Raw genomic sequence first — 19,400 nt, forward strand, 5'->3', positions numbered from 1 at the left:
CATGAGCCTGGAAAATATCTCCTGCCAGAAAAGCTTCGGCGGCTGGCACAAACGCTATCGGCACCGCTCCGATGTGCTGGGCTGCGACATGGTGTTTGCCGTGTACCTGCCGCCGCAAGCGGAGCAGGGTGGCAAACTGCCGGTGCTGTACTGGTTGTCCGGCCTGACCTGCACCGACGAAAACTTCATGCAAAAGGCCGGCGCCATGCGCATGGCCGCCGAGCTTGGGCTGATCATCGTTGCACCGGACACCAGCCCTCGCGGTCCCGATGTGCCGGGTGATCCGGATGGCGCCTGGGACTTCGGTCTCGGTGCCGGGTTTTATCTGAATGCCACGCAGGAACCCTGGTCCCGGCACTATCGGATGCATGACTATGTCGTGCAGGAATTGCCCGCATTGGTCGAAGCCCATTTCCCGGCGTCGGACAAGCGCGGCATCAGCGGTCACTCCATGGGTGGCCACGGTGCGCTGGTCTGCGCGTTGCGTAATCCGGGGCGTTATCAGTCGGTGTCGGCGTTCTCGCCGATCAACAATCCGATGGACTGCCCATGGGGGCAGAAGGCCTTTTCCCGTTATCTGGGAGAAGACCGATCGAAGTGGCGCGAATGGGATGCCTGCGCGTTGATTGCCGAGGCTGATGAGAAGTTGCCGCTGCTGGTCGACCAAGGTGATCGCGACGATTTCCTGGCCACCCAGCTCAAGCCTGAAGCCTTGCAACAGGCCGCCAAACTGGCCGGTCATCCGCTGACGTTGCGCCTGCAACCCGGCTACGACCACAGCTATTTCTTCATCGCCAGTTTCATCGACGACCACTTGCAACATCATGGGCGCGCTCTAAGCGCCTAATGTTCGACAAAGCAGGTAGAATCACGCCCTGACAAAAATCGGGGCGTTTTTTTATGCGTATTGGCCACGGCTATGATGTGCACCGTTTCGCTGAAGGCGATTTCATTACTCTGGGCGGCGTGCGGATTGCACACGGCTTCGGGCTGCTCGCTCATTCCGACGGTGACGTCCTGCTGCACGCCTTGAGCGATGCCTTGCTCGGCGCCGCTGCGCTGGGTGATATCGGCAAGCATTTCCCGGACACCGACCCGACATTCAAGGGCGCCGACAGCCGTGTGCTGTTGCGTCACGTCGTCGCACTGATCCACGCCAAGGGCTGGAAAGTCGGCAACGTCGATAACACCATCGTCGCCCAGGCGCCGAAAATGGCCCCGCATATCGAATCGATGCGCGCGCTGATTGCCGCGGATCTTCAAGTTGAGTTGGATCAAGTGAACGTGAAAGCTACCACCACCGAAAAGCTCGGCTTTGTCGGTCGCGAAGAAGGCATTGCCGTGCACTCCGTTGCCTTGTTGCTGCGCGCATGAACGAACTGCAATTGCTCGGCCCGCGGGCCTATGGCGAAGCCCTTGGCACCGCAGTATTGAAAGCCACGGCGGAAGATTTTCAGGTCGATGAAGTCCTCAATATCCCCCTCAGTGGCGACGGCGAACACTTGTGGATCTGGGTGGAAAAGCGCGGTCTGAATACCGAAGAGGCGGCACGGCGGATCGCCAAGGCGGCGGGCGTGCCATTGCGCACCGTCAGTTACGCGGGCCTCAAGGATCGTCAGGCGCTGACTCGCCAGTGGTTCAGCGTGCAGCTGCCAGGCAAGGCTGATCCCGATCTGTCGGCGGCGGAAAACGATACGCTGAAAATCCTCAAGACCGGCCGGCACAAACGCAAGCTGCAACGCGGTGCTCACTCGGCCAATGGCTTCACGTTGCGACTGACGCAATTCGCTGGCGACAAAGCGGCGATCGACGAGCGTCTGCAACTGATTGCCAAGCAAGGTATTCCCAATTATTTCGGCGCCCAGCGTTTTGGGTTTGACGGCGGCAACGTGGTCGATGCCCGTGCGTGGGCTGCTCGCAAAGCCTTACCGGAGCAGCGCAACGTGCGTTCGCGTCTGCTCTCTACGGCGCGCAGTTTTCTGTTTAATCAGGTGTTGGCGGCGCGTGTCGCCGATGGCAGCTGGCAGCGTGCCCAGGTTGGCGATCTGCTGGCCTTCACCGATAGCCGCAGCTTCTTTCCGGCCGGTGAAGCCGAGTGCAGCGACCCGCGTCTGGCAATTCTCGATCTGCACCCGACCGGTCCGCAGTGGGGCGAAGGTGACTCGCCGACGACGGGCGCTGTCCATGAACTGGAGCAGGCAATCGCCACTCGCGAAGCAGACTTGCGTGATTGGTTGATTAACGCCGGAATGAGCCACGAACGTCGCATCCTGCGACTGCCCATTGGTGGGTTGACGTGGCATTATCCCGAGCCTGACATTCTGCAACTGGAATTCGTCCTCCCGGCCGGATGCTTCGCCACCGTATTGGTGCGCGAGCTCGTTGATCTGGTGCCGGTGGGGCAGACGGACAGCCCATGCGTATTCTGATTTCTAACGACGATGGGGTAACCGCACCCGGTCTCGCCGCGCTTTATGCTGCGCTGGCGGATTACACCGAATGCGTGGTTATCGCCCCGGACCAAGACAAAAGCGGCGCCAGCAGCTCGCTGACGCTCGACCGTCCGTTACACCCGCAAACCCTGGCCAACGGCTTTATCAGCCTCAATGGCACACCGACCGATTGCGTGCACCTGGGCCTCAATGGCTTGCTGGAGCGCGAGCCGGACATGGTGGTTTCGGGCATCAACCTGGGCGCCAACCTGGGTGATGACGTGTTGTATTCCGGCACCGTGGCGGCGGCCCTTGAGGGACGTTTCCTGGCGCGTCCTTCGTTTGCCTTTTCGTTGGCCTCACGGCAAGTGGAGAACCTTCCCACAGCCGCGTACTTTGCGCGCAAACTGGTAGAGGCTCACGCGGACCTTGAACTGCCACCGCGTACGGTACTGAACGTGAACATTCCCAATTTGCCGCTGGATCACATCCGCGGTATTCAGCTGACCCGCCTCGGACATCGCGCACGTGCTGCAGCGCCGATGAAAGTGGTCGATCCTCGCGGTAAATCCGGTTACTGGATTGCGGCGGCGGGGGATGCCGAAGATGGCGGCCCGGGTACCGATTTTCATGCGCTGATGCAGGGCTATGTTTCAATCACCCCACTGCAACTGGATCGCACCTTTAATGATGCCTTCAGAAGTCTCGATGGCTGGCTGGAGGGGCTGAACTAATGGCTCGTGAACAAGACGATATTCTGCGTCGTGGCATCGGGATGACCTCACAACGGACCCGTGAGCGCCTTATTCAGCGCCTGTATGAAGAGGGGATTTGCAACGCCAAGGTGCTGGAAGTCATTCGCCGTACCCCGCGTCACCTGTTCGTCGACGAGGCGCTGGCTCACCGTGCCTACGAAGACACGGCGCTGCCGATCGGCAATAACCAGACCATCTCGCAGCCTTATATGGTGGCTCGCATGAGCGAGTTGCTGCTGGAGGCAGGTCCGCTCGACAAGGTGATGGAAATCGGCACCGGCTCGGGCTATCAGACGGCGGTGCTGTCGCAACTGGTCGAGCGGGTATTTTCCGTCGAGCGCATCAAGGTTCTGCAGGATCGGGCCAAGGAACGCCTGGTGGAGCTGAACCTGCGCAACGTGGTGTTCCGCTGGGGCGATGGCTGGGAAGGCTGGCCGGCGCTGGCGCCGTACAACGGCATTATCGTGACCGCGGTGGCGACCGATGTACCTCAGGCGCTGCTTGATCAATTGGCACCGGGAGGGCGGCTGGTGATCCCGGTCGGATCGGGTGAGGTTCAACAATTGATGCTGATCATCCGGGAAGAGCAGGGCTTTTCCAGGCGTGTTCTGGGGGCTGTTCGCTTCGTCCCGTTACTCAATGGGCCGCTCGCCTGAGCATTTGTTTTAGCGCGCTGAATTCTCTTCGATTGCTCCTGTCTTACAGCGGCATCGATCAGTTAAACGGGATTCATCGTCAGGCAGCAAACGTGTGCGCGAAGCCATTTCGCTTCATTAAAGGTAAAGCCTGCACGGCCCGTTATACTTGCGACATTTCATGCCGGAACACGGCAATCCACATTTTCAGCCACCACAAAGGGAGCGGCGGGTGAGTCTCACAGTCATTGCGCAGCGAATGGGTAAAACGAGCTTTCAGCGCCTGGTGACTGGCCTTGTCTTGAGCACCTTGCTGGTCGGTTGCTCTAGCAACAAATCGAGCGAAGTACGCGTCGTCGATCGCAACAACGCCGTCGCCCAGCGTCCGGCAGTGACCACGGGTCAATACGTCGTCCGACCTAAAGACACCTTGTTCTCCATCGCCTTTCGCTACGGCTGGGACTACAAAGCCCTCGCGGCACGCAACAACATTCCTACGCCTTATACGATCCATCCGGGTCAGACGATTCGCTTTGACGGTCGCACCGGTTCAACGCCGACGCCGGTGGCCAGCTCCATTGATTCAACGCCTTCTTCGTCGCTCAAAACCACGGTTATCCGGCGCCAGGCGAATGGCGCAACCACCAGCACAGCAGTGGTTGCACCGTCCGTCGCCAGCAAGCCGACCCCTGCTCCGATGCCTCCTGCCGGTCCGGCCCCGACCGGCTGGGGGTGGCCATCTAATGGCATTCTCATTGGAAAATTCTCTTCAAACGGCAGTTTGAATAAAGGAATTGATATCGCCGGGGATTTGGGACAGCCTGTTTTAGCTGCGTCTGATGGGACGGTGGTATACGCCGGGAGTGGCTTAAGGGGCTACGGCGAATTAGTCATCATCAAGCACAGCGATACCTACGTCAGTGCCTACGGACATAACCGCAGGCTGTTGGTTCGGGAGGGGCAGCAGGTCAAGGTCGGACAGACAATTGCCGAAATGGGGTCAACGGGTACAGACCGGGTGAAGCTGCATTTTGAGATTCGCCGACAAGGTAAACCTGTAGATCCGCTGCAATTCCTGCCGCGTCGTTGATCGCTTTCCAGCCTGTTCCGTCACGTAGAGGGAACAGGCTCCAGCGTTGCCAAGGATAAAGGCGCCGCTTGAGCCTGAGGTCGAACTCACCAAAGGACTATAACAATGGCTCTCAGTAAAGAAGTGCCGGAGTTTGACATCGACGATGAGGTTCTCCTGATGGAGAGCGGCATCGGGACGGATTCGATGTCGAATGATGAAGGGGCAGCTCCACCTTCCGTTCGTGCCAAATCCAAACACTCCGCTTCGTTAAAGCAACACAAGTACATTGACTACACGCGTGCACTCGATGCCACGCAGCTGTACCTCAATGAGATTGGCTTTTCCCCTCTGCTGTCCCCCGAAGAAGAAGTTCATTTTGCGCGCTTGTCGCAAAGTGGAGATCCGGCCGGGCGCAAACGCATGATTGAAAGTAACCTGCGGCTGGTGGTGAAAATCGCCCGGCGTTACGTCAATCGTGGTCTGTCGCTGCTTGACCTGATCGAAGAGGGCAACCTCGGTCTTATCCGGGCGGTAGAGAAGTTCGACCCTGAACGTGGCTTCCGCTTTTCGACCTACGCGACCTGGTGGATTCGTCAGACCATCGAGCGCGCGATCATGAATCAGACCCGGACCATCCGGTTGCCGATTCATGTGGTCAAAGAGCTCAACGTGTACCTGCGGGCTGCACGGGAGCTGACGCAAAAACTCGATCACGAACCCTCGCCCGAAGAAATTGCCAACCTGCTGGAAAAGCCAGTGGGAGAGGTCAAGCGCATGCTCGGCCTGAACGAGCGGGTTTCTTCGGTCGACGTCTCGCTGGGTCCGGATTCGGATAAAACCCTGCTGGACACCCTTACCGATGACCGTCCAACCGATCCATGTGAACTGTTGCAGGATGACGACCTGTCCCAGAGCATCGATCAATGGCTCTCGGAACTGACCGACAAGCAACGTGAAGTGGTGATACGCCGCTTTGGCCTGCGCGGTCACGAGAGCAGCACGCTTGAAGATGTAGGCCTGGAGATTGGCCTGACCCGGGAGCGGGTCAGACAGATTCAGGTTGAAGGCCTGAAGCGTCTTCGGGAGATTCTCGAGAAGAATGGCCTGTCGAGCGAGTCGCTGTTTCAATAAGTGATTTTGCTGGCTGGCATTAGGAAGCCCCGACTGGTTCGGGGTTTTTTATTGCTTCAGAGACAGGCCGGGAGTTCCTTTCGTCATCATCTCTGGTTTGTAGTCTCTCGCTGTAAGTGTTTGCTTACTCTTTCGTAAGAGTTCGCTAATTCAATGGGTAGCAGTCGTGCATATTCCTACGTGAGATAAGATTAACTAGTTGATTTATATGCTTATTTTTTAAGATTAATAGCTTGTGACAGCCAGTTTCAGCTAACGGGGGCGATTGCTCTTGGTAGGGAACTCTCTAGTATCTGAACTGTGTCGACGGACAGACACGCCCTTCAAGGATGAGGGGAAAGGACATCGCAGCAAGCGATTCATCAGGACGATGAAAAGGAACACAGGGAATAGGGAAAAAATGTGGGCGGGTCAAACCGCCCCTTTTTTTGCCTGCAGAAAAGCAAAAAGGCCCACAAGGGGCCTTTTCGAGAACGCGGGGGTAATCAGCGTTCGAGATCTTTGATCTTGCCTTTGACGCCATCCCACTCTTCGGCATCGGGCAACGATTCTTTCTTCTCGGTGATGTTGGGCCAGATTTCCGCCAGCTCAACGTTCAGCTGAATAAATTGCTGCATGTCTTCCGGGACTTCATCTTCGGAGAAGATGGCCACGGCAGGGCATTCTGGTTCGCACAGTGCGCAGTCGATGCACTCATCCGGGTGAATCACCAGGAAGTTCGGGCCTTCGTAAAAGCAGTCCACCGGACAGACTTCTACGCAGTCGGTGTACTTGCACTTGATGCAGTTGTCGGTGACGACGAAGGTCATTTCTAATTTTCTCCTCAGGCGGCGGCAGCGGAGCCCCTTCACGTTGGGGTCGCCAGGTTTGGGAGCGATAGTCTGCTGGTCAGGCTATAAGCCAGCAGCATCCCAAACCGCGCGAGATTCTAACAGCTTGCAGGCAAGTGCGTTAGATCCGTGTCTTTAGTGTATAGAGCATTTCGAGCGCGCGACGCGGTGTCATGTCGTCCAGATCAAGTTTGGCCAGATCATCCAGCACCGGATGCGGCAGGCTGGCGAACATATCGCTCTGCTGCGGCGCGGCCGGTTTGCCTTTGGCAGTCTTGGGAACTTCATGAGGCAGGGCGGTCGCTTCCAGCCGACCCAGGTGTTCGCGAGCGCGCACGATCACTTCGCTCGGCACACCGGCCAATTGTGCAACCGCAAGGCCGTAGCTCTGGCTGGCAGGCCCTGGCAGCACGTGGTGCAGAAACACGATGCGTTCGTTGTGCTCAGTGGCATTGAGGTGCACGTTGGCCACCAGCGGTTGCGCCTCCGGTAGCACCGTCAGCTCGAAGTAGTGGGTGGCGAACAGCGTATAAGCCCGCAGATGCGCCAGGCGTTCAGCCGCAGCCCACGCCAGGGACAGACCGTCAAAGGTGCTGGTGCCGCGACCGACTTCGTCCATCAGCACCAGGCTGCGCTCGGTGGCGTTGTGCAGAATGTTCGCGGTTTCGCTCATTTCGACCATGAAGGTCGAGCGCCCGCCTGCCAGGTCATCGCTGGAGCCGATCCGGGTAAAGATCCGGTCCACCAGAGACAACTCGCAACTGGCCGCCGGAACGAAGCTACCGATGTGTGCCAGCAGCACGATCAGAGCGGTCTGGCGCATGTAGGTGGATTTACCGCCCATGTTCGGACCGGTGATCACCAGCATGCGGGTATTGTCGTCGAGGCTCAGGTCGTTGGCCACGAACGGCGTGGTCAGCACTTGCTCGACCACCGGGTGACGACCCTGAGTGATGCGCATGCATGGCTCGTCGACGAAGCGCGGGCAGTTCAGATCGAGGTTCAGCGCACGTTCGGCAAGGTTGCTCAGCACGTCCAGCTCGGCCAGTGCCGCGGCGGTGTCTTGCAGTGGTGGCAACTGGGAGATCAAATCTTCGAGCAGTGCTTCATAGAGCATCTTCTCGCGCGCCAGGGCGCGGCTCTTCGCCGACAGGGCCTTGTCTTCGAACGCCTTCAGTTCCGGCGTAATGAAGCGCTCGGCGCCTTTCAATGTCTGGCGACGGATATAGTCTGCCGGCGCCGACTCAGCCTGCTTGCTTGGCAACTCGATGAAGTAGCCATGAATGCGGTTGTAACCGACTTTCAGGTGCGACAGACCGGTACGGGCCTTCTCGCGTGCTTCGAGGTCGATCAGGAACTGCCCGGCGTTTTCGCTGAGCGATTGCAGATCGTCCAGTTCGGCGTCGTAACCGGTTTTCAACACGCCGCCGTCACGGATGACGGCCGGAGGGTTGTCGATGATGGCTTTTTCCAGCAGTGCCGCCAGTTCCGGGTAGGTGCTGGTGGTCTTCGCCAGTTGAATGATGTGCGGAGCTTCCAGCTCAGTCATCGCCACTTGCAACTCAGGCAATGCACCGAGCGCATCACGCAGGCGAGCCAGGTCACGAGGGCGGGCATTACGCAGGCCGATCCGCGCCAGGATCCGCTCGATGTCGCCGATTTCCTTGAGCTGCGGTTGCAGTTTCTCGAAGCGGTAACCGTCGAGCAGGCAGGTGATCGAGGTCTGGCGCGCCAGCAGTACGGTCAGATCCCGCAGCGGACGGTTCAGCCAGCGGGTCAGCAGACGGCTGCCCATGGCGGTCTGGCAGCGATCGACCACCGATTGCAACGTGTTATCGCGACCGCCAGCCAGGTTGGTGTCCAGTTCCAGGTTGCGACGGCTCGCGCCATCCAGCACTACGGTGTCGTCCAGGCGTTCATGCCGCAGGCTGCGCAAATGGGGCAGGGCGGTGCGCTGGGTTTCCTTGGCGTAGCTGAGCAGGCAACCCGCGGCGCCGATGGCCAGGGTCAGGTTCTCGCAGCCGAAACCTTTCAGGTCTTGGGTCGAGAATTGTTGGCAGAGACTTTTCAGCGCCGAATCACGTTCGAAATCCCACGGCGCACGGCGACGAACCCCACGACGTTTCTCCGCCGGCAGATCCTTCGGCCAGTCGTCCGGGATCATCAGCTCTACCGGATTGACCCGCTCCAGTTCCGCCAGCAGGTTTTCCCAGCCCTTGATCTCCAGCACGGTGAAGTTGCCGCTGGTGATGTCCAGCACCGCCAGGCCGAACAGACGCTCGTCACCCAGCACCGCCGCGATCAGGTTGTCCCGACGCTCATCCAGCAGCGCTTCGTCACTGACCGTACCCGGCGTGATGATCCGCACCACCTGACGATCCACCGGCCCCTTGCTGGTAGCCGGGTCGCCGACCTGCTCACAGATCACCACCGACTCGCCGAGCTTGACCAATTTCGCCAGGTAACCTTCCGCGGCATGGTAAGGAATCCCACACATCGGAATCGCCTGACCCGCCGACTGCCCACGGGCGGTCAGGGTGATGTCCAGCAATTTGGCGGCCTTCTTCGCGTCTTCGTAGAAGATCTCGTAGAAGTCGCCCATGCGGTAGAACATCAGCTGGTCTGGGTGCTGGTTTTTCAGGCGCCAGTACTGCTGCATCATTGGCGTGTGGGAGGACAGATCGGAGAGGGCTTTATTCATCGGATAATCAGGCAAATTCGTTGAAAGGTGTAGGGCAAAGGAGGGGCATCGGCCCGGCTTTTCCGCGATGGGCGCAAGGTTAACATGGGCGGTCCACCCGACGCAGGCATGAAAGCCCTGCGATACGTTTCTTCTGTCTATGCACGGCATATGCGCAATTTATGCAATTTGGCATTTGTCTTCCGCGAAAAGAACAAGCACTATGCGCTTTATGCAAAAACGCAATGTTTCTACCGTCTTAAGAGCGCTGCTCGATCAGCACGGGATCTCCCCCACGGAGCTTCACCGTCGCACCGGCGTGCCTCAATCCACTCTCTCGCGGATCCTCAGCGGGAAGATCGTCGATCCCTCGGATAAACACATCTCGAAGATCGCCGAGTACTTCGCCGTGAGCACCGACCAGTTGCGGGGCCGTGCGGATGTCGCGCCGGCAGCCAGCACCGGGCGCGATCAATTGCATTCGGAACTCAAGGACATAAGTCTGTGGGACGACGATACGCCCGTCGATGATGACGAGGTCTCGGTCCCCTTTCTTCGCGAGGTTGAATTGGCTGCAGGATCAGGAAGGTTCGTCATCGAAGAGAGCGAGCGCTCTAGCCTGCGCTTCGGCAAGCGGAGTCTGCGCCACAACGGCGTTCAGTTCGACCAGGCCAAATGCGTGACGGTGCGCGGCAACAGTATGTTGCCAGTGCTGCGCGACGGCGCCACCGTCGGCGTTAATGCCGGCAAGTGCGGGATCGGCGATATCGTGGATGGCGACCTTTATGCCATCAACCATAACGGCCAGCTGCGGGTGAAACAGCTTTATCGCCTGCCTACCGGAATACGCCTGCGCAGCTTCAATCGCGATGAACATCCGGACGAGGACTACACCTTCCAGGAAATCCAGGAAGAGCAGATCGTCATCCTCGGTCACGTCTTCTGGTGGGGCATGTACGCCCGTTAACCTCACCGCTGTCAGATAAAACCCGCCACCGAGCGGGTTTTTTTTCGCCTGTCGAAAAGCCGTCAGCGCCTTTGCTTGCGGGGCCTTCATGCGTCAATGCATTTTAAATGCATAAATAAATGCATTTATGCATTGACTGTATATGCATCCATGCATATTCTTTGTCTCAAGCAGCTCAAAAGCAGCTCGAAACGAAGCTCTTTAGTTCCACCACAAAGGCAGCGATGAACCGGCCTCAACGGTTCAGAGGGTTGGCAACTGACCCGGGTGTGCAGCGTAAAGCACCAGAAGCAGTTATCCGGCGGGCAGGGACCGCGGTCGGAAAAACAATATGAATGGACTCGTACCGCGCCAGTAGCGCCGAAAGGTCAGCGCGAAGGACCGCATTACTGAAAAGCCCGGCCAATACCGGGCTTTTTGGAATGCCTACCTACCGTCAGGCAAATCAAGAGACACCGTTTGAAAGACACACATCACTCATCAATCACCCCCGGGAGGCGTGACATGACAAACGAGCAACAAGCGTTGCTGGACATGCCGATCTGGCTCGTCATCGTCCTCGCCCTGGTGGGCGGGGTGTCCGGCGAAATGTGGCGCGCCGACAAGGAGGGCGCCCGCGGCTGGTCATTGCTGCGGCGTCTGGCCTTGCGATCCGGGGCCTGCATGGTCTGCGGGGTCTCGGCCATCATGCTGCTGTATGCCGCTGGCGTGTCGATCTGGACGGCTTGCGCGTTCGGTTGCCTGACGGCGATGGCCGGGGCAGACGTTGCCATTGGTCTTTATGAACGCTGGGCGGCCAAGCGGATTGGCGTTTGCGAATTGCCGCCGCGAGATACCCGCCAGGATCACTGAACACCAAGCCCAATGGAATGGCGAGCAGCGGTGCCGACCAGCATCCGACCCGCAAGGACGCGGGTTTCCCAAGGCCAGTACCTTTCACTCAAACCCGCCAACCAGCGGGTTTTTTATTGCCCGGTGAAAACACCATGAAGATCACCCCCCTGATTACCCAACTGCGTGATCACTGCCCAACCCTCGACAATCGCGTTGCTGCCGGCATCGACCTCGAAACGCTGCAAGCCAGTACCCCGCTTTCAACTCCTTGCGCCTACGTAGTGCCGATTGCCGATCTGGCGGGCGCAAACGCGGCGCAAAACGCTACGCGGCAGACCATTCGCGACCGCTTCGAAGTGACCCTGGTGCTTGACACCACCGACGCTACAAAAGCGCTGGATCTGTTGCACGACCTGCGGGCCGAACTGTGGCGGGCGCTGGTGGGTTTCAAGCCCGGGAGTGATTACGACGCCATCGCCTATGACGGCGGCGAACGGGTTTCCATCAACAGCAACCGCGTGCTGTATCGCCTGCGCTTTTTTGCCGAGTTCCAGCTCGGCCGCAATCTGCCTGGTCAGCCTGCGGAGAGCTGGCACGAACGTGAACTGGACGGTTTGTCGTCCTTTACCGGGGTCACCGTGCGGGTCGATGCGATCGATCCGGCGGACCCCAATCTGAAACGCCCAGGCCCCGACGGACGCCTGGAACTGACTTTCTCTGGAGACGTAACCCCATGAGCAAACGCATCACCGTGCTGCCGGCCCCAGGCCGCGTCGTGCCGGACCCGGAAGCGGGCGATCTGTTGCCCCTCGAGGGCCGTGAAGTGCCGGACAACGCCTGGTGGCGTCGACGTCTGGCCGATGGCGATATCACTACCAAAGCCGTGAAAGCGGCAAAACCACAGGGAGCCAAATAATGGCGATCGGATTCAGCAACATCCCCGCGGACATTCGTGTTCCGCTGTTTTACGCAGAGATGGACAATTCGGCCGCCAATAGCGCGTCGTCGGCCATGCGCCGTTTGATCGTCGCTCAGGTCAACGACAACATTGCGCCGGCCGAGGTTGGCAAACTGGTGTTGGTGTCCAGCGTCGCGCTGGCCAAAAGCATTGGCGGCCAAGGCTCGATGCTCGCCTCGATGTATGAAACCTGGCGCAAGACCGACCCGATCGGCGAGATCTGGTGCCTGCCGCTGCACAACACCGAAGGCAGCATCGCCAAAGGCGTGTTGACCTTGACTGGTGCAGCGACCCAGAGCGGTGTGCTCAACCTGTATGTCGGTGGCGTTCGTGTTCAAGCGGCCGTCGTCAACGGCGCCACGGCAGCTCAGGCGGCTACCGCGCTGGCGCTGAAAGTCAACGCCTCGGCAGATCTGCCGGTCAGCGCTGCAGCCGTAGAAGGTATCGTGACCCTGAGCGCCAAATGGACTGGCGACAGCGGTAACGACATCAGCCTGCAATTCAATCGCCTGAAAGCTAAAGAACAAATCAAAGTTCATATCGCCAAAGGCAAAACCGATCTCGCCAATCAAGTCAGTGATGAGGCGATTGCCGCTATCCGTAAGGTGGTGAGCGACCTGGCTGGCTAGTTCATTCGAAATATCCGCTGTATCCAACGCCCACTCACCCGTGGGCGTTTTGTTTTTATTCAAACACGACCTGCTGCGCTGTTGTGCCAATAGCCATGCAGGGCTTTATTACAGGGAAAACAAACAATGGATTATCCAAAAAGCGTCCCCAGTGTCGGACTGGTCAATGGACGGTTTGTCGATGAAAACCCGGTGGCCGGTTCGCCTGGGTCGTTGATTCCGGCGGTGTGGGGCAATGCCGTCACGCAAGAGATTTTGAGTGTTGTCGCTGGCGCCGGGATGGCGCCGTTGGAGGCGGACACGGGGCAGTTGTTGAAGGCGATTCAGGCGCTTATCGGTGTGAGCAGTCCGGTGCGTTCGGTGGTGACCCGGCTAGCGGCATCGAAGCTGCTGGCGCCGGAAGAGCTCGGTCTGGTGCTGATTGATGCAAACCCTGGGGCCACCACCGTTACCCTGCCAGTGGCCAACACCGGTTTGGGGATTCGTGATGTGATCGTGCGACGGGTGGATAATGCTCGAGTTCTTGGGGCTTCGACGCGCGGCGTCTGGGTCGATAACTCCGATATCGGCGTCATTACACAGTCTTACTTCATCCACGCCACTGCCGATGCCGAACTTTAAGGAGGCTATTTTCATGAACTATCAACTCACTGAAGATCCGGCCACGGTCATTCGTCTGCCTGACGGGGCAACCGTTCCTCTACATCACCGCTTCTGGGATGAATACCAGCAATGGCTGGCGAGCGGTGGTGTGCCGCTACCTGCCATCCAGGCAAGTGCTCCGGAGGCCGTTGCCCGAGCCTGGCGCGACCAGGAACTGGCCGCCAGCCAATGGCTGGTCGAGCGTGATCGCGATGAGCACGCGGCCGGTACTCCGATGACCTTGAGCAGCGATCAATATCATGACTTGCTCGATTACCGGCAGGACCTGCGCGACTGGCCCTCGCTTGCCGGCTTTCCAAAAGACGCCAGCAAACCCTTGGCGCCGGTCTGGTTAAAAACAACGGCCAATGGAACATGACTCATGCCTCTCACTTCAGCGCAGTTGCAACACATATTCCCTGACGCCCGCTCCCAAGCGGGCGTTTTCATTTCCGCCCTCAACACCGCCATGACCCACCGCAACATAAACACCGCGAAACGCATTGCTGCCTTCCTCGCGCAAGTCGGCCATGAATCGGGGCAGTTTCAGTACGTGCGTGAACTGGGCAACAACCAATACCTCAGCAAATACGACACCGGCACCCTGGCCCTGCGTTTGGGCAATACCCCGCAAGCCGACGGCGACGGTCAAAAGTACCGTGGCCGAGGCCTGATTCAGATCACTGGTCGCGACAATTACCGTCAGTGCAGTCTCGGACTCTTCGGTGATGATCGTTTACTGTTTTTGCCGGAACTACTGGAACAACCGCAATGGGCCGCCGAATCAGCCGCGTGGTTCTGGGAGCAAAATGGCTTCAACGAACTGGCCGACCGCGACCAGTTCAACAGCATCACCCGTCGCATCAACGGCGGCCTGAACGGTTTGCAGGATCGCTTGCAACTCTGGGCACGGGCGAGGGCGGTGTTATGCCAGCCTTCGGTTTGATGCCGATGTCTTACCGCGTCATTGGCATTGTTATGTTTCTGGCTGTGTTGGCCGGTGGCTCGGCGGCGCTGGCCTGGCGCTTTCAGGATTGGCGTTATGGCGGGCAACTGGCGGAACAGGCAAGAGTGCACGCCGAAGCGCTGAATCAGCTGACCCTGGCAGCCGCGACGCAGCAACAGGCCGAGCAGGACAAGCGCCTGGCGCTGGAGCAGCGTCTTTCGACCAGCGAACAAACCCATTACCGAGCGCTTAGCGATGCCGAACGTGATCAAGGTCGCCTGCGCGATCGTCTTGCCACTGCTGATGTGCGCTTGTCAGTCCTCCTCGATGCCCATGACACTGCCTCTGTCTGTGGAGTGCCAACCGCCTCCGGAGCCAGCAGCGTGGATCATGGAGCCGCGCGCGCCCGACTTGACCCGGCGCATGCTCAGCGAATTATCGCCATCACCGACGCCGGGGACCGCGGACTGATTGCCTTGCAGGCCTGTCAGGCTTACATCAGAGCCCTCGCTCGCTAACATTTTGATCGATCCTGCGCCTTGCAAGCGTTATTGGCTCGTGTACGGTAGTTCTCATTCCGCTTGCTCAGGAGATGACCGTGAAAGAAATCACCCAACTGGCCGCTGAACTTGGCAGGCGCATGCAGGTTCTCAATGCTCATGTCACTGCCGCCGAGTCCTGCACCGGCGGCGGGATCAGCGAGGCGATCACCCGGATTCCGGGGAGTTCGGCATGGTTCGAGGCTGGTTATGTCACCTATTCCAATCGCCAGAAAACCGAGCAATTGAATGTTCCGGTCGAGTTGTTTGCAGCGGTGGGGGCGGTCAGTCGCGAGGTGGTCGAGGCCATGGTCCGAGGCGCGCAGGAGAAAAGCCGGGCGCGTTTTGCCGTGGCGGTCAGCGGTGTGGCGGGACCGGATGGCGGTTCGCCGAGCAAGCCGGTGGGCACTGTGTGGCTGGCCTGGGGCGTTGGTGAACAGGTGTTCAGCGAGGTGCAATACTTTCCCGGCAACCGTGACGAGGTCCGCCGACAAACGGTGAAGGCCGCGCTAGAGGGGCTGCTGCGCCATGCCGTTGGAGAAATCTCAAATCAGGGGTAGGCGATCCTGAAACGCTGTGGAATAATACTGGCTACTTATACAGGTGTTGGCCGTCAGGCCTTATTGATTACGTGAGGACTTTAATGGACGACAACAAGAAGAAAGCCTTGGCTGCGGCCCTGGGTCAGATCGAACGTCAATTCGGCAAGGGTGCCGTAATGCGTATGGGCGATCAGGACCGTCAGGCGATCCCGGCTATCTCCACTGGCTCTCTGGGTCTGGACATCGCGCTCGGCATTGGCGGTCTGCCAAAAGGCCGTATCGTTGAAATCTACGGTCCTGAATCCTCCGGTAAAACCACGCTGACACTGTCGGTGATCGCCCAGGCTCAAAAAGCCGGCGCGACCTGCGCATTCGTCGATGCTGAACACGCCCTCGACCCTGAATACGCCGGCAAACTGGGCGTCAACGTCGACGACCTGCTGGTTTCGCAGCCGGACACCGGCGAGCAAGCCCTGGAAATCACCGACATGCTGGTGCGTTCCAACGCGGTTGACGTGATCATCGTCGACTCCGTGGCGGCTCTGGTTCCAAAGGCTGAAATCGAAGGCGAAATGGGTGACATGCACGTGGGCCTGCAAGCCCGTCTGATGTCCCAGGCGCTGCGTAAAATCACCGGTAACATCAAGAACGCCAACTGCCTGGTTATCTTCATCAACCAGATCCGTATGAAAATCGGTGTGATGTTCGGCAGTCCGGAAACCACCACCGGTGGTAACGCGCTGAAGTTCTACGCTTCGGTTCGTCTGGACATCCGCCGTACCGGCGCGGTGAAAGAAGGTGACGAGGTTGTCGGTAGCGAAACCCGCGTCAAGGTTGTGAAGAACAAGGTAGCTTCGCCGTTCCGTCAGGCTGAGTTCCAGATTCTTTACGGCAAGGGCATCTACCTCAACGGTGAGATGATCGACCTGGGCGTGCTGCACGGTTTCGTTGAGAAGTCCGGTGCCTGGTATGCCTATGAAGGCACCAAGATCGGTCAGGGCAAGGCTAACTCGGCCAAGTTCCTGGCAGACAATCCAGAAATCGCCGCCAAGCTCGAGAAGCAACTGCGTGACAAGTTGCTGACCCCGGCGCCAGACGTTAAAGCATCGCCAGTCAAAGAGACTGCTGATGACCTGGCTGACGCTGATATCTGATTGATCCGATGACCGCCGTACTCGATACACTCGTCGCGGTGCGGCGAACCGCAATGGACCTGCTCGCGCGACGCGAGCACGGTCGAGTCGAGTTGACGCGTAAACTGCGTCAACGCGGCGCCCTCCCTGAAATGATCGACACGGCACTCGACCGTTTGACGGAAGAAGGCCTGCTGTCCGAATCCCGTTATCTCGAAAGCTTTGTTTCCTACCGTGCCCGTTCCGGTTATGGCCCTTTGCGTATTCGCGAAGAGTTGAGCCAGCGGGGCCTGCAACGTACCGACATCGAACTCGCTTTACGCGAGAGCGGTATCAACTGGCAGGAACAACTGGAAGACACCTGGCGACGAAAGTTTTCCGGGCATTTGCCGATAGACGCCCGGGAACGTGCCAAACAAGGCAGGTTCCTGAGTTATCGGGGATATTCCATGGAAATGATCAGCCGCTTGTTCAGCGGCCGAGGGATGGACGATTAACTGAAACGGCTCGCTATTTCGATAGCGGGCCGTTTTTTTTGCTTACGTAACCTTGGATGGTTCCCGCGAGCGCTGTTGCGCCTGGGGTTGGGATTGCGCCCAGTTTTCCGGCAGGTTGATGTAGTCCACCAGTTCCCGCAGGCGTCCATGATCACGGGCGTTGAAGGTGAAGGCGAGTCGCGCAAGGTGGCTGAACTGCGGCTCGTCGTGTTCCTCTCCGCTGTAGGCGTGTTGATGGAAGTGATCGCTCAGGCACAGGTCGGCAAATGCCTCCTGCATGTGTTCGAGCGCCTGGTCGCTGAGCTTGTGATTCATGCGGATCACGAATTGATGCTTGAGCCAGCGGCTGGAGTGGAAGTTGCTGTAGAACTGGTTGATCTGCTCCACAGCCTCTTCCGCGCTGTAGACCAGACTGACGAGTTTCATATCGGTCGGCAGGATGTAGCGATTTTCCTCCAGTTGATGGTGAATGAAGTCCAACGCGCCTTGCCAGAACTTGCCGCCGGGAGCGTCCAGCAATATCACGGGCACTAGCGGGCTTTTGCCAGTCTGGATCAGTGTCAGCACTTCCAGCGCTTCATCCAGGGTACCGAAACCGCCAGGGCACAGGACCAGCGCATCGGCTTCCTTGACGAAGAACAGCTTGCGGGTAAAGAAGAAGTGGAAGGGCAGCAGGTTGGTAGTGCCATTCACGGTGGGATTGGCATGCTGTTCGAAGGGCAGGGTGATGTTGAATCCCAGGCTGTGTGCCAGGCCAGCACCTTCGTGGGCCGCCGCCATGATGCCGCCACCGGCACCGGTGATGACCATCAGATCTGAGCGCGCCAGCGCTGCACCGAGCTCTCGGGCCAGACCGTACAGCGGATGTTCTATCGGTGTTCGGGCCGAGCCGAAAACGGTGACTTTGCGTCGACCCCTGAATTGCTCCAGAACACGGAAAGCGTGTTCCAGTTCGCGTAGGGCTTGGAGGGTGATCTTGGCATTCCAGCGGTTGTGATCTTCCTGGGCCATGCGTAGCACGGTCAGGATCATGTCGCGGTAGATCGGGATGTTCGGGCTGTTGGGTGAAACCAGGTTGAGTTGCTCTTCGACCTTGCTGATGAGGTCGTGGCCGCTTTCTTCAAAATGACGGCTCAGGAGGTCGTTCGGTTGGTAAGGCATCAACTTCTCCTTCCATACAGGCTCTGTTTTTCCCTTGGATGAAGGAAACATTCGCACAACAAGACGCGCAATGGGCAGCCCCTTTCCTGCCCTGAAAAGTAAACGTGAACACTATGAATCTAGACCCTCATAGCGTTTTTCGCTGACTTGATCATTGCGCTGCAAAGTCTTTCCTGGCAACCGGTTATTGGCGATTTGCAAGGTGCTTTCACCGCTCGTCTGAACAAAAGGCGGGTGTCTGACAGTCTGATTTACTAAATGACAGGCACGACACGACAACTTTGCGTCAAAGGCAGGACGCACGTTACAAGCGGTTCAAGGATTTTATCGCTCAAGTAAGGGCGAGGTGCAGGGAGGCGGGAAGCGATGGCCAGAGTCATTCTGGAGATCGATACGCAATTGTATCGATTACTGAAGTCATCGGCCGAGACCAATCATTTGAGTCTCGAAGAAGAGTGCTGCCGGCGTCTGGAGGGGGGCGACCGACGTTCCCGTTATTTGCAGGCGTTGTTGGCAGAACTGCGCGCCGAGGATGAACAGCGGCGCGCCAATTCCCAATGATTACTTCTTCTTGGTCGGAGCCGCTTTCGGGCAGTCCGATTCCTGATAGCTGGCGGAGCCGACTGCGCGGTTGGTCTTCACCTCAGTGAAGTCGTAACGCATGACCGCACCCTTGGCCATCAGTTTGCGGAACGATGGGTTGTTGCATACAGAGGCGCCAAGCTGGAAATACACGGCTTTCGGGTCGGCACGCATCTTGTTGGCGTGGCTGCTTTGTACGCTCAGATGGTTGATCAGCGTGTTGCCTTCGACGGTGTAGCCCTGATCAAGAATGTCTTCGTTGATCGCCCGTGGAGTACCAACACTGCTTTGTGTGGCGACGTTTCGCAGCTCTCTGTTGAGATTCTGCTCACTCAAGGAAGCAGCCTGAGCGCTGAAGGACGACGCCAGCAAAATGGCAGCGGTGGGAACGATAAGGCGCAGCATGAAACTCTCCTGGTTCAGTGACTGGTGGTT

The 19,400-nt window shown here is 58.5% G+C and carries 22 protein-coding genes and 2 pseudogenes; 20 read left to right on the forward strand and 4 right to left on the reverse strand.

Annotated features, from left to right (window positions below; genetic code table 11):
• The first annotated feature begins 1 nt into the window (after position 1).
• The 7 genes from fghA to rpoS all read left to right on the forward strand — a co-directional run bounded on the left by fghA (position 2) and on the right by rpoS (position 6,025).
• Positions 2–847, forward strand: a complete 846-nt coding sequence (gene fghA, locus ACYZTZ_RS03035; protein ID WP_150654836.1) for an S-formylglutathione hydrolase — start codon at positions 2–4, stop codon at positions 845–847.
• 53 nt (positions 848–900) lie between these two features.
• Complete coding sequence (ispF, locus tag ACYZTZ_RS03040) at positions 901–1,374, forward strand: 2-C-methyl-D-erythritol 2,4-cyclodiphosphate synthase (RefSeq protein WP_010462780.1); 474 nt, start codon at positions 901–903, stop codon at positions 1,372–1,374.
• A complete protein-coding gene (gene truD, locus ACYZTZ_RS03045; protein ID WP_461997177.1) occupies positions 1,371–2,429 on the forward strand; it encodes a tRNA pseudouridine(13) synthase TruD in 1,059 nt (352 codons plus the stop codon). The genes ispF and truD overlap by 4 nt, the downstream gene beginning before the upstream one ends.
• The gene (gene surE / locus ACYZTZ_RS03050; protein ID WP_461997178.1) at positions 2,417–3,166 is read left to right on the forward strand and encodes a 5'/3'-nucleotidase SurE; all 750 of its coding nucleotides are present in this window, start codon (positions 2,417–2,419) and stop codon (positions 3,164–3,166) included. Before truD ends, surE begins: the two co-directional genes overlap by 13 nt.
• Before the next feature lie 41 nt (positions 3,167–3,207).
• The gene (locus ACYZTZ_RS03055; RefSeq protein ID WP_177327881.1) at positions 3,208–3,843 is read left to right on the forward strand and encodes a protein-L-isoaspartate(D-aspartate) O-methyltransferase; all 636 of its coding nucleotides are present in this window, start codon (positions 3,208–3,210) and stop codon (positions 3,841–3,843) included.
• 211 nt (positions 3,844–4,054) lie between these two features.
• Positions 4,055–4,912: a peptidoglycan DD-metalloendopeptidase family protein gene (locus ACYZTZ_RS03060; RefSeq protein ID WP_056739177.1), complete on the forward strand. Its 858-nt coding sequence runs from the start codon at positions 4,055–4,057 to the stop codon at positions 4,910–4,912.
• A gap of 105 nt (positions 4,913–5,017) precedes the next feature.
• Complete coding sequence (gene rpoS, locus ACYZTZ_RS03065; RefSeq protein ID WP_056739179.1) at positions 5,018–6,025, forward strand: RNA polymerase sigma factor RpoS; 1,008 nt, start codon at positions 5,018–5,020, stop codon at positions 6,023–6,025.
• Between the two features lie 485 nt (positions 6,026–6,510).
• Here rpoS and fdxA read toward each other — a convergent pair whose 3' ends face one another.
• Both fdxA and mutS read right to left on the reverse strand, forming a co-directional pair.
• Positions 6,511–6,834 carry a ferredoxin FdxA gene (gene fdxA / locus ACYZTZ_RS03070; RefSeq protein ID WP_008154011.1) on the reverse strand — a complete coding sequence of 108 codons (324 nt, stop codon included), beginning with the start codon at positions 6,832–6,834 and terminating at the stop codon, positions 6,511–6,513.
• A gap of 142 nt (positions 6,835–6,976) precedes the next feature.
• Positions 6,977–9,556: a DNA mismatch repair protein MutS gene (gene mutS, locus ACYZTZ_RS03075; RefSeq protein ID WP_046046283.1), complete on the reverse strand. Its 2,580-nt coding sequence runs from the start codon at positions 9,554–9,556 to the stop codon at positions 6,977–6,979.
• Between the two features lie 211 nt (positions 9,557–9,767).
• Here mutS and ACYZTZ_RS03080 point away from each other — a divergent pair, with 211 nt between their 5' ends.
• The 12 genes and pseudogenes from ACYZTZ_RS03080 (at position 9,768) to recX (ending at position 17,222) form a co-directional block, all read left to right on the forward strand.
• Entirely contained in the window at positions 9,768–10,502 is a 735-nt protein-coding gene (locus tag ACYZTZ_RS03080; RefSeq protein ID WP_033053549.1) for a LexA family transcriptional regulator, read from the forward strand.
• A 504-nt stretch (positions 10,503–11,006) separates the two neighbouring features.
• Entirely contained in the window at positions 11,007–11,354 is a 348-nt protein-coding gene (locus ACYZTZ_RS03085) for a phage holin family protein (RefSeq protein ID WP_046054584.1), read from the forward strand.
• 134 nt (positions 11,355–11,488) lie between these two features.
• A complete protein-coding gene (locus ACYZTZ_RS03090) occupies positions 11,489–12,073 on the forward strand; it encodes a phage tail terminator protein (protein WP_461997179.1) in 585 nt (194 codons plus the stop codon).
• On the forward strand, positions 12,070–12,252 hold the full coding sequence (locus tag ACYZTZ_RS03095) for a DUF2635 domain-containing protein (protein WP_007907211.1): 183 nt from the start codon (positions 12,070–12,072) through the stop codon (positions 12,250–12,252). Before ACYZTZ_RS03090 ends, ACYZTZ_RS03095 begins: the two co-directional genes overlap by 4 nt.
• Positions 12,252–12,806 (forward strand): annotated as a pseudogene (locus ACYZTZ_RS03100) (phage tail sheath subtilisin-like domain-containing protein); the annotation flags it as partial. The gene ACYZTZ_RS03095 and the pseudogene ACYZTZ_RS03100, both read left to right, overlap by 1 nt.
• 243 nt (positions 12,807–13,049) lie before the next feature.
• A pseudogene (locus tag ACYZTZ_RS03105) lies at positions 13,050–13,439 on the forward strand (phage tail protein); the annotation flags it as partial.
• A 118-nt stretch (positions 13,440–13,557) separates the two neighbouring features.
• On the forward strand, positions 13,558–13,944 hold the full coding sequence (locus tag ACYZTZ_RS03110; RefSeq protein WP_461997180.1) for a phage tail assembly chaperone: 387 nt from the start codon (positions 13,558–13,560) through the stop codon (positions 13,942–13,944).
• A 3-nt stretch (positions 13,945–13,947) separates the two neighbouring features.
• A complete protein-coding gene (locus ACYZTZ_RS03115) occupies positions 13,948–14,511 on the forward strand; it encodes a glycoside hydrolase family 19 protein (protein WP_461997181.1) in 564 nt (187 codons plus the stop codon).
• Positions 14,493–15,029: a lysis system i-spanin subunit Rz gene (locus ACYZTZ_RS03120; RefSeq protein ID WP_461997182.1), complete on the forward strand. Its 537-nt coding sequence runs from the start codon at positions 14,493–14,495 to the stop codon at positions 15,027–15,029. Before ACYZTZ_RS03115 ends, ACYZTZ_RS03120 begins: the two co-directional genes overlap by 19 nt.
• Before the next feature lie 80 nt (positions 15,030–15,109).
• Positions 15,110–15,610, forward strand: a complete 501-nt coding sequence (locus tag ACYZTZ_RS03125; protein WP_461997183.1) for a CinA family protein — start codon at positions 15,110–15,112, stop codon at positions 15,608–15,610.
• Between the two features lie 83 nt (positions 15,611–15,693).
• The gene (gene recA, locus ACYZTZ_RS03130) at positions 15,694–16,746 is read left to right on the forward strand and encodes a recombinase RecA (RefSeq protein ID WP_007907270.1); all 1,053 of its coding nucleotides are present in this window, start codon (positions 15,694–15,696) and stop codon (positions 16,744–16,746) included.
• A gap of 8 nt (positions 16,747–16,754) precedes the next feature.
• Positions 16,755–17,222, forward strand: a complete 468-nt coding sequence (recX, locus tag ACYZTZ_RS03135; RefSeq protein WP_008010154.1) for a recombination regulator RecX — start codon at positions 16,755–16,757, stop codon at positions 17,220–17,222.
• Positions 17,223–17,264: 42 nt separating this feature from the next.
• Here the strand turns inward: recX and ACYZTZ_RS03140 are convergent, their stop codons facing one another.
• Complete coding sequence (locus tag ACYZTZ_RS03140) at positions 17,265–18,383, reverse strand: LOG family protein (protein WP_056739214.1); 1,119 nt, start codon at positions 18,381–18,383, stop codon at positions 17,265–17,267.
• Between the two features lie 366 nt (positions 18,384–18,749).
• Here ACYZTZ_RS03140 and ACYZTZ_RS03145 point away from each other — a divergent pair, with 366 nt between their 5' ends.
• Positions 18,750–18,944, forward strand: a complete 195-nt coding sequence (locus tag ACYZTZ_RS03145) for a hypothetical protein (RefSeq protein WP_056739216.1) — start codon at positions 18,750–18,752, stop codon at positions 18,942–18,944.
• Here the strand turns inward: ACYZTZ_RS03145 and ACYZTZ_RS03150 are convergent, their stop codons facing one another.
• The gene (locus tag ACYZTZ_RS03150; RefSeq protein WP_056739218.1) at positions 18,945–19,370 is read right to left on the reverse strand and encodes a PA3611 family quorum-sensing-regulated virulence factor; all 426 of its coding nucleotides are present in this window, start codon (positions 19,368–19,370) and stop codon (positions 18,945–18,947) included.
• Positions 19,371–19,400: the final 30 nt, after the last annotated feature.

The sequence above is a fragment of the Pseudomonas sp. LB3P58 genome (genome assembly GCF_054897895.1).